The sequence below is a fragment of the Microbacterium testaceum genome, assembly GCF_006539145.1.
Classification (GTDB): Bacteria; Actinomycetota; Actinomycetes; order Actinomycetales; family Microbacteriaceae; genus Microbacterium; species Microbacterium testaceum.
The window spans coordinates 359951-374831 of the sequence record NZ_BJML01000001.1 but is presented as its reverse complement, the minus strand read 5'-3'; the positions used below and the strand labels follow the sequence as shown (position 1 = coordinate 374831).

Annotated in this window: 11 protein-coding genes; 5 read left to right on the top strand and 6 right to left on the bottom strand. The window is 72.8% G+C overall.

Translation table 11 applies throughout. The annotated features are described in order from the left end of the window. Positions 1-79: 79 nt before the first annotated feature. The 3 genes from MTE01_RS01815 to MTE01_RS01805 are packed head-to-tail and all read left to right on the top strand — an operon-like array spanning position 80 to position 4742. The gene (locus MTE01_RS01815) at positions 80-1102 is read left to right on the top strand and encodes a 3-oxoacyl-ACP synthase III (protein WP_141375412.1); all 1023 of its coding nucleotides are present in this window, start codon (positions 80-82) and stop codon (positions 1100-1102) included. Continuing rightward, positions 1099-3786, top strand: coding sequence for an alpha/beta fold hydrolase (locus MTE01_RS01810; RefSeq protein WP_141375410.1), 2688 nt, complete (start codon positions 1099-1101; stop codon positions 3784-3786). The genes MTE01_RS01815 and MTE01_RS01810 overlap by 4 nt, the downstream gene beginning before the upstream one ends. Next, positions 3783-4742, top strand: coding sequence for an NAD-dependent epimerase/dehydratase family protein (locus MTE01_RS01805; RefSeq protein ID WP_141375408.1), 960 nt, complete (start codon positions 3783-3785; stop codon positions 4740-4742). The genes MTE01_RS01810 and MTE01_RS01805 overlap by 4 nt, the downstream gene beginning before the upstream one ends. 347 nt (positions 4743-5089) lie before the next feature. On the opposite strand, the gene katG is transcribed toward MTE01_RS01805, so the two are convergent. The 3 genes from katG to MTE01_RS01790 all read right to left on the bottom strand — a co-directional run bounded on the left by katG (position 5090) and on the right by MTE01_RS01790 (position 8900). Beyond that, positions 5090-7342, bottom strand: a complete 2253-nt coding sequence (katG, locus tag MTE01_RS01800; RefSeq protein WP_141375406.1) for a catalase/peroxidase HPI — start codon at positions 7340-7342, stop codon at positions 5090-5092. Continuing rightward, positions 7339-7800, bottom strand: coding sequence for a Fur family transcriptional regulator (locus MTE01_RS01795; RefSeq protein ID WP_116238498.1), 462 nt, complete (start codon positions 7798-7800; stop codon positions 7339-7341). Before MTE01_RS01795 ends, katG begins: the two co-directional genes overlap by 4 nt. A gap of 104 nt (positions 7801-7904) precedes the next feature. After that, positions 7905-8900 carry a stage II sporulation protein M gene (locus MTE01_RS01790; protein ID WP_141375404.1) on the bottom strand — a complete coding sequence of 332 codons (996 nt, stop codon included), beginning with the start codon at positions 8898-8900 and terminating at the stop codon, positions 7905-7907. Positions 8901-8916: 16 nt separating this feature from the next. Here MTE01_RS01790 and MTE01_RS01785 point away from each other — a divergent pair, with 16 nt between their 5' ends. Next, on the top strand, positions 8917-9747 hold the full coding sequence (locus MTE01_RS01785) for an RDD family protein (RefSeq protein ID WP_103206487.1): 831 nt from the start codon (positions 8917-8919) through the stop codon (positions 9745-9747). 25 nt (positions 9748-9772) lie between these two features. Here the strand turns inward: MTE01_RS01785 and MTE01_RS01780 are convergent, their stop codons facing one another. Next, entirely contained in the window at positions 9773-9979 is a 207-nt protein-coding gene (locus tag MTE01_RS01780; protein ID WP_103206488.1) for a DUF3499 family protein, read from the bottom strand. 151 nt (positions 9980-10130) lie between these two features. Between MTE01_RS01780 and MTE01_RS01775 the strand changes: the two genes are divergently transcribed. Continuing rightward, positions 10131-10562 (top strand): hypothetical protein, encoded by a 432-nt coding sequence (locus tag MTE01_RS01775; RefSeq protein ID WP_371861593.1) that lies wholly within the window; start codon positions 10131-10133, stop codon positions 10560-10562. Between the two features lie 22 nt (positions 10563-10584). On the opposite strand, the gene MTE01_RS01770 is transcribed toward MTE01_RS01775, so the two are convergent. Together MTE01_RS01770 and MTE01_RS01765 are read right to left on the bottom strand one after the other, a co-directional pair. Then, a complete protein-coding gene (locus MTE01_RS01770; RefSeq protein ID WP_141375402.1) occupies positions 10585-11976 on the bottom strand; it encodes a DUF5719 family protein in 1392 nt (463 codons plus the stop codon). Then, entirely contained in the window at positions 11973-14816 is a 2844-nt protein-coding gene (locus tag MTE01_RS01765) for a glycosyltransferase (RefSeq protein WP_141375400.1), read from the bottom strand. Before MTE01_RS01765 ends, MTE01_RS01770 begins: the two co-directional genes overlap by 4 nt. Between the last annotated feature and the right edge of the window lie 65 nt (positions 14817-14881).

Below are 14881 nucleotides of genomic sequence, written 5' to 3'. Positions count from 1 at the left end.
TGGGGGGTACCCTTCCAGCCGTCAACGCGTCCCCTCCGCGCCCGGCTGCGCCGTCTACGCACAGGATGCGGGAGATCTCTTGCCAGGTAACGCCACCACGCACTTCGACGATGTGGCTCTCGTTTCGGTGGCGAGCGTCTTGCCCAGCCGCGTCACGACGTCCGACGACATCGAGGAGCGCCTCGCCCCGGCGCTGCAGCGACTGAAGCTCAAGCCGGGTCTCCTGCGCCGCGTCGCGGGCGTCAACGAGCGTCGCAACTGGGCGGAGGGCGAGTCCTCCGACGAAGCCACCATCGCCGCGGGAAAGCAGGCGCTCGCCGAGGCAGGCGTCGACCCCAGCGAGATCGGGCTCATCATCAACACGTCGGTGACGCGAAAGCATCTCGAACCCTCGGTCGCCGTGCGGCTGCACCACGGTCTGGGCCTGCCGAGCTCCGCGATCAACTTCGACGTCGCCAACGCCTGCCTCGGCTTCATCAACGGCATGAGCCTGGCCGCCGGCATGATCCAGTCGGGCCAGGTCAAGTACGCCCTGATCGTCAACGGCGAGGATGCCGACGAGATCCAGGTCAACACCATCAACCGCCTCGTGCGCGAGGACCTCGACCGCGATGCCTTCATGCAGGAGTTCGCCTCCCTCACCCTGGGCTCGGGAGCCGCCGCCGCCGTCCTCGGCCGGGCGAGCGACCACCCCGAGGGTCACCGCATCGTGGGCGGCGTCACGCGCGCCGCGACCCAGTTCTACGACCTCTGCGTCGGCAGCGTCGACGGCATGTTCACCGACGCCAAGGCTCTGCTCAAGGGCGGCCTCGACCTCGTCGTCTCGGCGTGGAAAGAGGCGAAGGGCGAGTTCGCGTGGACCGGCATGGACCGCTACATCACGCACCAGGTCTCGTCGGTCCACACCTCGGCGATCGTCCGCGCCGCCAAGCTCGACCGCGACCGCGTGCCGGTGACCTACCCGAGCCTGGGCAATGTCGGTCCTGCCTCCATCCCGATCACCCTCGCCGCCGAGCAGAAGACGCTGCGCCGAGGTGATCGCGTCCTGCTGATGGGAGTGGGCTCCGGACTGAACACCGGGATGCTGGAGCTGGCCTGGTGAGCTTCCCGCGCGTCACGGGACCGCAGGCCGTTCTTCCCCCGGCGGGCCTGCCCGGGCTCGATCCGGCCCTGTCGCGCCTCGTGAGCGTCGACGGCGTGCTCGCCGACGCGGGAGCCACGCGCCGGTGGCACGTGCTCGACACCGGCGACGCCCTGGCCGAGCGCGGCTTCGAGCCGATCGGCACGATCGTCGCCGTGCACGGCAACCCCACGTGGTCGTACCTCTGGCGCGCTCTCGTGAACGCCTCGCTCGCGCGCGCCGAGGGGGGAGCGGCCGTCTGGCGCGTGGTGGCCGTCGACCAGCTCGAGATGGGCTTCTCGGAGCGCTCCTCGCTGCGACGCACCCTGGCTCAGCGCATCGCCGACCTCGACGCCCTCGTCGAGCAGCTCGGCATCCGGGGTCCTGTCGTCACCATCGGTCACGACTGGGGCGGACCCGTCTCGCTCGGCTGGGCCGTCGAGCACCGCGATCGCCTCGCCGCCGTCGTCGCGCTCAACACCGCCGTCCATCACCCCGATGGTGCGGCGCTCCCCTTCGCCCTGCGCGTCGCCACGGCCCGCGGCATGCTCGCTGCCGGGACGACGGGCACCACGGCGTTCCTCGACACCACCCTGGCCCTGGCCGAGCTCGATCCCGGGGTGAAGGCCGCCTTCCGCGCCCCGTACGCGACCGTCGCCCGGCGACGCGGCATCGGCGGTTTCGTCGCCGACATCCCCGCGACCCCCGACCACGAGAGCACCCCGGCCCTGCACCGCATGTCGTCGGGCCTGCGCGAACTCACCGTGCCCGCCCTGCTTCTGCGCGGCCCTAAAGACCCGGTGTTCGGCGAGGACCACCTCGACGATCTCACCGACCGACTGCCGCACGCCGACGTGCATCGTTTCGAGGGCGCCGGACACCTGATCGCCGAGGAGCGCCCCTACGCCGACGTCGTGCTCGACTGGCTCGATGAGAAGGTCGTGGATGCCGTGACGCCCGCGACCCGTTCGCGTCGCTCGGCCGCCGCGAGGCGTGCAGCCGCCGCGCCCGCGCCCGAGACTCCCCCCGCGCCCGGGGATGCGTCGGGTCACCTGTGGGACGCCCTCGACGCGCGCCGCGACGACGACGACACCGCCGTCATCGACATGACCACCGACGACGACGGAAACCCGTTGCGGGTGAGCTGGCGCCAGCTGTCCGCTCGCGTCGACGAGCTCGCCGCGGGCCTCGACGCCTTCGGCGTGCGCGCGGGCGACCGCGTCTCGCTGCTCGTGCAGCCCGGCCCCACCCTGACCGCCGCCCTCTACGCGTGCCTGCGCATCGGCGCCGTGGTGGTCGTGGCCGACCGGGGTCTCGGCATCGGCGGCCTCTCCCGGGCCGTACGCGGTGCGGTCCCCGACGTCGTGATCGGCGAGGTCGCGGGGCTCGCGGCCGCGCGCGCCCTGGGGTGGCAGGGGCGCCGCATTTCGTCTGCGGCTCTTCCGGCGGTCACCTCCCGCGCCCTGGGTGTCGAGGCGAGCCTGTCCGACCTCGCCCGCGCCGGACGCGGTCGTGCCGTGCCCGCTCCCCCCGCCCCGGAGGCCGAGGCCGCGGTGCTCTTCACCTCCGGCTCGACGGGACCGGCCAAGGGCGTCGTCTACACGCACGCCCAGCTCACGGCGCTCCGAGACACCCTCGCGGCGCATTTCGACGTCATCGCCGAGACGGGTCTCGTCACCGGTTTCGCCCCCTTCGCCCTCCTGGGGCCGGCCCTGGGCACGCGGTCGGCGACGCCCGACATGGACGTCTCCGCCCCGCGCACCCTGACGGCGGTCGCCGTGGCCGCGGCCGTGCGCGCCTCGGACGCGCGGATCGTCTTCCTCTCGCCCGCCGCCGTGTCGAACGTCGTCGCGACGGCGTCGGCCCTCACCGCCGACGATCGCGTCGCTCTTGAGGGCGTCGAGACGTTCCTGTCGACCGGGGCTCCCGTGAGCGTCGACCTGCTCCGCCGCGCGCAGGCGCTCATGCCGAACGCGACGGCCCACACCCCGTACGGCATGACCGAGTGCCTGCTCGTCGCCGACGTGACGCTGCCCGAGATCGAACAGGCGCAGGGCGACCGGGGCGTGTGCGTCGGTCGGCCGCTCGGCAGTGGTCAGGTGCGCATCTCGGCGATCGACGCCGATGGTCGCGCCTCGGGCGAACCCTCGACGGCGCCGCGAGTCACCGGCGAGGTCGTCGTCTCGGCGCCCCACCTCAAGCGCGGATATTTCCGCCTGTACCTCACCGATCGCGAGGCCCAGCGCGGCCTGCCCGACCGCTGGCACCGGACCGGAGACGTCGGCCACCTCGACGCCGAGGGTCGCCTGTGGATCGAGGGGCGCCTCCCGCACGTCATCACCACCGCCGAGGGCCCCGTCACTCCCGTGGGCATCGAGCAGGACGTCGAGACGGTCCCCGCGGTCGAGCGTGCCGCGGCCGTCGGCGTGGGCCCCCGGGGCAGGCAGGTCGTCGTCGCCGTGGTCGAGGCGGGCGTGCGGCGCCCGGGGCTGGCGTCGCCCGACCTGACCGATCAGGTGCGCGCGGCGACGGCGCAGCGCCTCGCGGCCGTGCTGGTCGTCCCGACCTTGCCGACCGACATCCGCCACAACTCCAAGATCGACCGCTCGCGTCTCTCGGCCTGGGCCGGGCGTGTGCTCGCCGGCGAGAAGCCGACGGCGCCGTGAGAGTCCTCGCCACCGGGTCGTCCGGGTTCCTCGGCCGCGCGGTCGTGCGCGCCCTGCAGGACGCCGGCCACGAGGTGCGCACCCTGCAGCGCCGACCCTCCGGCGTCGACGGTGCCGACGACAGGCGGGGGTCCGTCACGGATCCGGATGCCGTGGCCTCAGCGCTCGAGGGAATCGACGGAGTCGTGCATCTCGCGGCGAAGGTCTCCCTCGCGGGCGACCCCGCCCAGTTCCGCGCGGTCAACGTGGAGGGCACCCGCATCCTGCTCGATGCCGCCGCCGCCGCGGGCGTCTCACGCGTCGTGCACGTCTCCTCCCCCTCCGTCGCGCACGCCGGCCACGCCCTCGCGGGTGTGGGTGCCGAGCCCGCGGATCCGGATGCCGCGCGCGGCGAATACGCCCGTACGAAGGCCGAGGCCGAAGTTCTCGCTCTCTCGCGCGCCGGCGGAGACACCGCCCTCGTGGCGGTCCGCCCGCACATCGTGTGGGGCCCGGGCGACACGCAGCTCATCGAGCGCGTCGTCGCGCGTGCCCGGCGGGGCACCCTGCCCCTGCTCGACGGCGGCACGGCGCTCATCGACTCCACGTTCGTCGACAATGCGGCATCCGGCATCGTGGCCGCCCTTCATCGCGTCGATGAGGTCAGCGGCCGCGCGTACGTGCTCACGAACGGCGAACCCCGGCCGGTCGGCGACCTGCTCGCCGGGATCTGCCGCGCCTCGGGCGTCACCCCGCCGCGCTTCAGCGTGCCCGCGGGCGTGGCCAAGGCGGCGGGGTCGCTGATCGAGCGGGTGTGGGCCGTGCGCCCGGGACAGGACGAGCCGCCGATGACCCGATTCCTCGCCGAGCAACTCTCGACCGCGCACTGGTTCGATCAGACCGAGATCCGCCGCGACCTGCACTGGGCGCCCTCGGTGTCGATCGATGAGGGTCTTCGCCGCCTGTCGCGCGCCTGAGCCGCGGCATCCGGGGTCTCCCGTCGACCCCCGTGTCCCCTTTTTCGCAAAGCATGTCCCGAAAAGGGCCGCCTGAGGAGCACCCAGGCAGCCGTAAATGGGACATGGCCGGTGCGTCCCACTTCGCGCAGAGCATGTCCCGAAAAGGGCCGCCTGAGGAGCACTCAGGCAGCCGTAAATGGGACAAGGTCGGTGCGTCCCACTTCGCGCAGAGCATGTCCCGAAAAGGGCCGCCTGGCACGCACTCGCGCAGCCGGACACGTCACGCGCACCGACGACGGAAGGCCCGCCCCGCGAGGGGACGGGCCTTCCGCGTGCCGCGACGACCGAGCCGCAGCGAACCGTTCTCAGACCAGGTCGAACCGGTCGAGCTCGGTGACCTTGCGCCAGGCGGCGACGAAGTCGCGGACGAACTTCTCCTTGGCGTCGTCGGAGGCGTAGACCTCCGCGAGCGCGCGCAGCTCGGAGTTCGACGAGAACACCAGGTCGACGCGCGTGCCGATCCCGACCTTCTCGCCCGATCCGTCTTTCGTGCCCTCGAAGGCGTGCTTGCCGCTGTCCAGCGGCTTCCACGTCGTTCCGAGGTCGAGGAGGTTCGCGAACACGTCGTTCGTCAGGGCGCCGGGGGTGTCGGTGAAGACGCCCCAGTCGCTGCCGTCCCAGTTCGCGCCGATCGCGCGTAGGCCGCCGACGAGCACGGTCATCTCGGGCGCGGTGAGGGTGAGCAGGTTCGCCTTGTCGAGCAGCAGGAACTCCGCGGGCAGGCGCGCCTCGCGCGACGCGTAGTTGCGGAAGCCGTCGGCGATCGGCTCGAGCCAGCGGAACGACTCGATCTCGGTCTGCTCCTGCGAGGCGTCGGTACGCCCCGGGGTGAAGGGCACCTCGACCTCGACGCCACCGGCGCGGGCGGCCTGCTCGACACCGGCGTTGCCCGCCAGCACGAGCAGGTCGGCGATCGAGACCTTCTTGTCGCCCTGCGCGTCGAAGGCGGCCTTCACGTCCTCGAGGACGGAGAGCACGGATGCAAGCTGCTCGGGGTTGTTGACCGTCCAGCTCTTCTGCGGCTCGAGGCGGATGCGCGCCCCGTTCACGCCACCGCGCTTGTCGCTGCCGCGGAAGGTCGAAGCGGCGGCCCAGGTCGTGGTGACCAGCTGCTGCACCGATAGTCCGCTGTCGAGGATCTGCTGCTTGAGGGCAGCGGCATCCGCCTGATCGATCAGCTCGTGGTCGACGGCGGGCACAGGGTCCTGCCACACGAGCACCTCGGCGGGCACCTCGGAGCCGAGGTAGCGCTCACGCGGGCCCATGTCGCGGTGGGTCAGCTTGAACCAGGCGCGGGCGAAGGCATCCTGGAACGCGGCCGGGTCCTCGGCGAAACGGCGCGAGATCTTCTCATACGCCGGGTCGACGCGAAGCGCCAGGTCGCTGGTGAGCATGCGGGGCTCGCGACGGCCGTCGGAGTGCGCCTCGGGCACGAGACCTTCGCCCCCGCCGTTGACCGGACGCCACTGGTGCGCGCCCGCGGGGCTCTGGAAGAGTTCCCACTCGTAGGCGAAGAGGATGTGGAAGAACTCGTTGTCCCAGCGGGTGGGGTGGTAGGTCCAGGTGACCTCGAGGCCGCTGGTGATGGTGTCATCGCCCTTGCCGGTGCCGTGGCTGTTCTTCCAGCCCAGGCCCTGGTCGTTGATGTCGGCGGCTTCGGGGTTGGGGCCGACGTGCGAGTCGCTGGCCGCACCGTGGGTCTTGCCGAACGTGTGACCCCCGGCGATGAGCGCCACGGTCTCTTCGTCGTTCATGGCCATGCGCCCGAAGGTCTCGCGGATGTCGTTCGCCGAGAGCTGCGGGTCGGGGTTGCCGTTGGGTCCCTCGGGGTTGACGTAGATCAGACCCATCTGGACCGCGGCGAGCGGCTTCTCGAGCTCGCGGTTGCCCGTGTAGCGCTCGTCGCCGAGCCACGTGGTCTCGGGACCCCAGTACACGTCGTCGTCGGGCTCCCACACGTCGGTGCGGCCACCGGCGAAGCCGAAGGTCGGGAACCCCATGTCCTCGAGCGCGACGTTGCCGGCGAGGATCATCAGGTCGGCCCACGAGATGGACTGGCCGTACTTCTTCTTGACAGGCCAGAGCAGACGGCGCGCCTTGTCGAGGTTGACGTTGTCGGGCCAGCTGTTCAGCGGAGCGAAGCGCTGCATGCCCGCGCCCGAGCCGCCGCGACCGTCGGTCACGCGGTAGGTGCCGGCGCTGTGCCAGGCCATGCGGATCATGAGCGGCCCGTAGTGGCCGAAGTCGGCGGGCCACCAGTCCTGCGAAGTCGTCATGACCGCTTTGAGGTCCTGCTTGACGGCGTCGAGGTCGAGCGCCTCGAACGCGGCGCGGTAGTCGAAGCCCTCGTCGAGCGGGTCGCGCAGCGCGTTGTTCTTCGCGAGGATCTTGACGTTCAGCGCCTCGGGCCACCACACGCGGTTGGCGGACCCCTGGGTCGGGTGCGGCAGGGCGCCGGCGGGCTCGCTGTCGGCGGGGGCTTCGCCCACGGGCAGTCGGTTGTCGTCGGGGGCGGCTCCATCGTGGAAGACGGGGCACCCGTTCAGAGCGTCGCTCATCGGGATCCTCTCGGTTTTTCGGCTTCGGACGTCGCTCGACAATCGGAGCACACGCCCCAGAACGTCACTTCAGCGGTCTCTATGAGAAAGCCGCTGCCCTCCGGCATGTGCAGGCACGGCGCCGCACCGACGACGCAGTCCACGTCTTCGATGCGGCCGCACCCGGTGCAGACCACGTGGTGGTGGTTGTCCCCCACGCGCAGCTCGAACGTGCCGGCGTGACCGGCCGGCTCGATACGGCGCGCGAGTCCCGCGTCGGCGAAATCGCCGAGCGCGTTGTACACCGACTGCTTGCTGGTGCCGGGAAGGGCACCGCGGATCCCGTCGAAGACGTCGTCCGCGGTGGCGTGCGGCCGGGCACGCAGGGCCTCGAGGACGGCGACACGGGTCGCCGTCACCCGTAGACCCGCGTCGCGGATGAGGGCATCCGCGGGAGCGTCCGGTCGACTGTCGAGCATGCGATCAGCGTAGCGTCTTTTGACTTAATCAAAAATGACACGCCGGAGAACGATCGGAAACGTCGTCCGCAGCCGTCCGAGACGGTCTCGGGATCCGGATGCCGTCATCCCGCCGTCAGCGTAGGAGTCCCGGCCTCGTATTCGGTGAGGTCACCGGTCTCACCCGCGCGCGCCGCGCGGCGACCGACCCAGAGCATGTAGAAGAGGAAGACGCCGAGAGCGAGCGCTCCGATGGCGATCTTGATCGGCCACGGCCACTCGCGCGGGGTCACGAACCCCTCGACGAGTCCCGAGAGCGCGAGGGCGAAGACCAGCCCCACGGCCACCGTCGCAAGCGATCGCCCCGCCGCGGCGAGCGCCGCCGCCCGGGAGCGCCGCCCGGGAGCGACCCAGGCCCAGAAGATCTGCAGTCCCGCCGCGCCCGCGACGAAGATCGCGGTGAGCTCGAGCAGACCGTGCGGGAGGATGAACTGGAAGAACAGGTCGCCGCGGTCGAACGAGAACATGATCGCCGCGGAGGTTCCCACCCCGATGGCGTTCTGCATCATGACGGCGAGCGGCCACAGGCCCGTCACGCCGAACAGCACGCACTGCGCCGCGATCCAGGCGTTGTTCGTCCAGACGGACCCGGCGAAGATCGCATTCGGGTTCTCGCGGTAGTAGTTCACGAACTGCTCGTCGGCGTAGTTCTGCAGCTGACTCTTCTCGCCCAGGGCTGCGACGGCCGCGGGATCGCCCGAGATCCACAGGGCGACGAGGCTCGAGACCACGAGGAAACCGATCGTGACGGCGAGCGTGCTCCAGCGCACGCGGTAGAGGGCGGCCGGCAGCTGCAGCACGAAGAAGCGCGGCAGCTGTTTCAGGACGTTGTCGCGGACGCCCGTCAGGCGCAGGCGCGTGCGCGCGAGCAGGATCGAGACGTGGTCGCCCTCGGGAGTGCGTCCGGCGGAGGTCTTGATGTCGGCGAGATCGGCCGAGGCGGCGCGATAACGGGTGACCAGCTCGTCGACGTCGGGACCGCTGAGACGTTTGCGTCGGCCCAGTTCGTCGAGCCGCGCCCACTCGTCGCGGCGGGCGGCCGTGAGGGCATCGAGGTCCATGTGGTCAACTGTACGCATGGCTTCGTCGACGACCCCCTCCCCCGCGGTCGCCCTCGTGCACACGGACGCGGACGAGACGCTCACCGGAGAGGCCGTCGCCCTCGACGTCCAACCCGTCGGATTCTTCCTGCGCGCCCTCGGAGCGTTCATCGACTTCCTGATCGGCGCCGTGCTCCTGATCGGCGGAGCGCTCCTACTGACGACGATGGTCGCGGCCGGCACCCTGCCCGAGGCCGCGATCCGCATCGGCGTGATCTCGCTGCTCGTGCTCGTGACCGTCGTGATCCCCACCACCGTCGAAACCCTCTCGCGCGGGCGGAGCCTCGGGCGCCTCGCCGTGGGCGCGCGGATCGTGCGCACCGACGGCGGGGCCGCAGGGTTCCGCCAGGCCCTCATCCGATCCCTCACCGGGGTGCTCGAGGTGTGGTTCACCCTCGGCGCGATCGCGGCGGTCGTCGGCATGTTCACCCCGCGCGCTCAGCGGCTGGGCGACCTGCTCGCCGGCACCGCCAGCGAGCGCACCCGCACCCGCCGCCTTCCGCCCCCGGCACCGGGCCTGCCGCCCGGCTGGGAGTCGTGGGCAGAGATCGCCGACGTCTCGCGACTGCCCGACCGCCTCGCCGCTCGCGTCGCGCAGTTCGTGCGCGGGGCCGACGCCCTCGAGCCCGCCGCGCGCGCCCGGGTCGCGGCATCCCTCGCCGAGGCGGTCCGCCCCTTCGTGTCGCCGATCCCGCCGTCCGACGACGAAGGACTCGTCCGCGCTGTCTCGTCGGTGCGCCGGGATCGCGAGTACCGCGCGCTGCTGCTCGAGAACGAGCGCGCCGCTGCCCTGACCGAGCGCGCCTGAGCGCCCCGAGCGGGAGCGCCGCGCGTCAGGTGCGAAGCGTCTCGTGTCGCACGACGACCCAGCCCTTGGGCACCGACAGGCGGTCGGCGTGGATCGCGCAGAGGTCGTGCGCGTGCGGGTCGCCCGCGGGACCGAGGGGGCCGAGGGCCGCCATCTGGTCGCCGTAGTCGTAAGTGAGGGTGCTCATCGCCTCGCGGGCGCATCCCACCTTCGAGCAGAGTCTGTCGCGCATCGCGGGCCAGCCTAGCCAGCCCCTCCGACACCGCTTCGACGCCGCGCCGCCGGATCCGGGATGCCGCGCCCCCGCCGCCGCAGGGGACCCACGGTCCGCCTCGATGCACGGCACGACCGAGCCGGCCCCTCGAACGTAGGATGGGCGCATGATGCGTCGCCGATCCCGGGAAGCGCGGCCGGTGGCCCGCCCCTCGCGACACGGTCGCCACGGCCGCGAGAACCGCAGCCCCGTCGTGCGCCCCCCGCTGCCCCCGATCGACACGCGTGTCGAGCGCTTCGACATCGCCGTCGGGGCCGCAGCCGAGTTCCTGCGTTCAGCGTGGACCGACCTGCGCGAGGTGTCGTTCGAGATCGGGATCATGCCGCCCGCGGCTGCCGACGGCATCCCGCGGTGGACGGTCCTGCGCGAAGAGAAGCGCATCATCCTGTACCGGGTGCCCATCGAACGCCTGGGCCACCCTCACCACGACGACGACCTGCACCGCCGCATGATCATCGAGGGCGCGGTCTTCCGCGCCGCGGCCGAATACCTCGATCGCGACCCGTGGGACCTCGGTCCCGAACGGTTCCGCTTCTTCTGACCCGCGCCGGGCGAGCGGTTCGCTAGGGCAGGATCGTGAGCGCCGACGCGGCGGCATCCGCCGGCCACAGAGGGTAGGAGGCCAGGGCCCCCGTCCCCGCATACGAGACCGCCGCCCGGACCGGGGAACCCGATTCGAGGCGGTAGACGCCCGCGGCGACCGGCACGGCCACGCTGGCGCCGGCGGCCACGGCCGTGGTGACGGGCGCGCCTCCGTCGGACGGGGTGAGCGTGACGGTCGTGTCGCTCTCGGCGCCGGCGATCACGAGGTTCGCTCCCACCCCCGCGGCGACGGCGATCGTGCTCGGGGCCGAGATCTCGGGCGCCGGGACATACCAGGCGAAGTCCGACCCCTCCCCGAAACCGGTCGTCGACCACGTCGCCCCCACGATGGGCGCCGTGGCGGTGACATCGACCGTGTAGGCGCCGACGGCGAGACCCGACAGGTTGAGAGAGGTCGGAAGGCCCGTGGTCAGGGGGATGTCAGTGGGGGCGGGAGCGGCGACGGCGGGGTCGTTCGGAACCAGCGTCACCGTCGCGGTGGCGTCGGAGCCCGGCGAGAGCAGCCGGAGAACCGTGCCCGCCTGACCGGCGCCGGTGGCGAGCACCTGCACGCCCGGCATGACCAGCCGAGTGTCGGCCTGGGCGAGCGGTGCGACCTGATCGGCGCCACCGGGAAGCAGCAGACGCGTCAGCGTGGCCTGGAGCGAGGCGTGGACCGGGGCACCCGATGAGACGACGCGCACGACCGGGCTCTCTTCTCCCAGCAGCAATCCCGCGAGGGGGACGACGCGACGACCACCCGCGGGAACCACGAGGTTCTGACCGCTCGCCGGGGTCGAGACGCCCTGCGCCCCGTAGACCGACAGTTGGACGGTCGCCGGAACGTCGCCGGGGTTGGCCAGCACGACGAGGTCGTTCGATCCCGTCGTGGAGGCACCCCCGACCAGCCACGACTCCGCGAGCGGGGGGCGACAGGCGGATGCCGCGAATCCGATGAGATCGCTCGCGGCAGCCGTGGCCGACCCGGCGGCCGCGAGAGGAGTCTGAGCGCGGTCGCGGGGAGACGCGCGCAGAGCCTCGGCGTCGCCGGAGGAATCGGCCGTTGCCCCGGTCAGGGCGGTTGTCGTCGCGTTCGAGCCTGCGGGGCCGCTGACGACCTGCTGCGCCGCCGCCGCGCTCAGGGAGCTCGCGGAATCGGCACTGCGCCCGAGGGCCAGCAGGGGCCCGTCGCACGCGAGGAGGGTGTCGCCGGGGGCCGGGGTGGCCTGCACGCGCACGGGGGTCGCGGAGTACTGCGGCCAGGGGGCCGCGATCCCGACGACCGTGCCGACGACGGCGGCCGTGGCCACGGCCGCACCCGCGATGACGCGGGCGCTCGTGGCGGCGACCCGGACGAAGCGACGCTCGCTCATCGGGTTCCTCCCGGGTTCGGGCCGACGATGCGCGGCGTGCGGCGGGCGACCCGCCGCGATGCGGCGGTCGGTACGGCGAGCAGGAGGGCGATCAGCACGACTGCGAGGGATCCGGCGGCGACCAGGCGCTGCAGTCCGAGCCGGTGGTCGTCGAGGGGCGGGCGCGGGGTGACCGCGGTGTTCACGCGCCAGAGGTCGCCGCGCGAGGTGGCTCCCACGGGGTCGAGCAGGTCGCGCTGGTCCAGCGACGTGGCGGCTCCCAGCCGCGTTCCGCGGATCACGTCGTCCTCGCCGGCCGGGGCCGATTCGAGCAGCACGAACGAGATGCCGCGTTCGGCGAGTCGCGAGACCACGTCGTCGGCCGACGGGGTCACGAGATCCGCCGCGAGGGCCGCGAGCTCGACGTCGTCCTCGTCGGCCGAGGTGCGCGTGGCCTCGACGGTGCTCTGACCCGAGAGGGTGGCGCTGCCGCCCCAGACGACCTGAACCCGCAGACCGTCGGCGCGGGGGTCGAGGACGATCGTGCCGATGCCGAGCGATCCTCGCCCCTCGGCGGCGACGAACGCCGGGAGGGTCGAGACGGGACCGTTCGTCAGCACCGAGCGACCGCTGTCGGTCCCGGTCGTCTGGGCGGTGAGAGCGGGGGCGACCGAGACCGCGAGGGCCGCGAGAGCGATTAGCGCACCGACCGGTCGGAGGACGTGGACGCGCGCGGGGATCCCGGCGTCGAGGGCGATGACGGCCGCGCCGACGAGGCCGATCCACGCGAGACTCAGGCCCGCTCCCGGCCAGAGCGGCACGGGGATCGAGTGGTCGAACGACACGGCGATGCCCACCGCGGCGAAGGCGGTGGCCAGTCCCACCACCGTGAGGACGATGAGGGCGGATGCCGTGATCCACCGCGGGGTGAGGACCGCCAGCACGGCCAGGACGGCGAGGGGCGCGACGAGCAGCCCGACCCACCAGACCGGTCCCCCGGTCAGGCTCGCCCAGCCGCCCGGGTCGGACGTGGGGAATCCCGCGGCGAGCAGCGCGCGCCCGAGCGGCGTCGCGGAGGCCTCGGCGCCCGCGTAGGCGACGCCGGGGTCGGCGAGAAGGCCCCAGGGGTTGCCCGCGCGCACCTGCGTCCACACGAGCGGGGCGAACACGACGATGGAGGGGACGAGGAGCCAGACGACCCGGGCGACTCCGCGACCGGCCACCAGGGCGACGACCACCAGCGCTGCCGACCACAGCACCACGACGGCGGGAGCCAGAGAGGGAGCCGACGCGAGGACGGCGGCGAGGAGGAGGGATGCCGCTCCCGCCGGCGCCCACGACCGGTGGGCGACGCTCGCGGCGTAGAACAGCCACGGCAGGAGCAGGTGCACCAGCACACCCGCGGGTCGACCCTCGACGAGAGCCGCGAGGAAGGTCGGGGCGAGAGCCCAGGCGAAGCCGGCGACGATGCGCAGCATCGACGACTCCGTCACGCGGGTCGCCGCGAACCACCCGCCGAGGACGGCGAGCGGCAGGGCGAGCACCCAGAGCACCACGAACGCGCGCGAGGGCTCCCCCGGCGACAGGGAGCCGATCACCGCGACGAGCGCCGAGAACGGATCCGCCGGCCCGACGACATCCAGCCCGAGGGGGCGTGCACCCCAGGCGGCGTCCTGCCAGAGCTGGGCCACGTTCTGTCGTAGCGGCGCCAGGGCGCCTCCGCCGAGGACGGGCCACGCCAGCAGCGGGGCGAAGAGCGCGGCCGAGACAGCGAGGGCCCCGAGCACCGCCCAGGCTCCGCCGCCGACGAAGAAGCGCAGCTCCGAGCGCACCGGGGCATCGGGGTCGGCGACGTCGCTCTCCCACCGCAGGCGCATCTCGGCACGCGACACCCGCAGGGGCGACAGGCGCGACCACCCCACCCTCCGGGAAGAGCGGATGCGGCCGCGAGCACGGGCGACGGCGGCCGGCCGAGCCATCACCAGCAGCGTCGCTCCCCATTCGGGCAGCACCCGGTAGGGAACTTTCGCGACCAGGTGCAGGACCGTGCGCCACAGGGCCAGCGGCAGCAGCGAGAGCCAGTGCAGGGCGACCGCGGGGGCGGGCGCGTAGACGAGTCGGCGGTGCAGCTGCGCCGTGCGTGTCGCGAAGGCGCGGCGGCGCGCACGGCGACGACCGCGAGCCATGGCGGCCACGCCGTCTCCGGCGACGGCGACACGGGCGGCGGGCACGAGCGAGACGAGGTGACCCGCCAGGCGCGCGCGCACGCCGAGGTCGAGTCCCTCGTCGGCGCCGCCGAGGGCGGGATCGAGGCCTCCGAGGGCGGTCCACGCGTCGCGGCGCACGAGCAGGCCCCGCACGTCGGCGCCGAGCACGTCGGCATCCCCGTCGCGTTGTCCCTGGTCGAGTTCGCCGGCCGCGAGCTCGACGGTGCCGCCGTAGCGGTTCATGCTCACGCCCAGCGAGAGGATCGCGTCGCGGTCGTCCCACGCCACGAGCTTGGGGGCCGCGACGACGAGGGGCGGAGAGAGCTCGAGGGCGCCCGCGAGACGCACGAGGGCGTCGGGGTCGGGGGCGGTGTCCTGCGCGAGCAACCACACGGCGTCGCCGGTCAGACGGGGCGTGGCGAGCGCCGTGGCCGCGGCGAACGAGGTGCTGGCCGGTGCCGTGATGACGCCCTCGGCACCCGAGGACGCGGCGAGATTCCTCAGCCCGGCGTCGGCGCCGCACAGCACGATGGTGAGCGCATCCACGGGGCGCGTCTGCGCGGCGAGAGCCGCCAGCGTGCGCTCCAGATGGTTCGCTGCAGGAGTGCGTCCTTCGGGACGCACGACGAGGATGGCGTGAACACGGTCGGGCATGACGCGGATCAGCCTAAGTGCGCTCTCTCGCGATCACGGACGCCGCGCCGTCGGCGAACGGATCG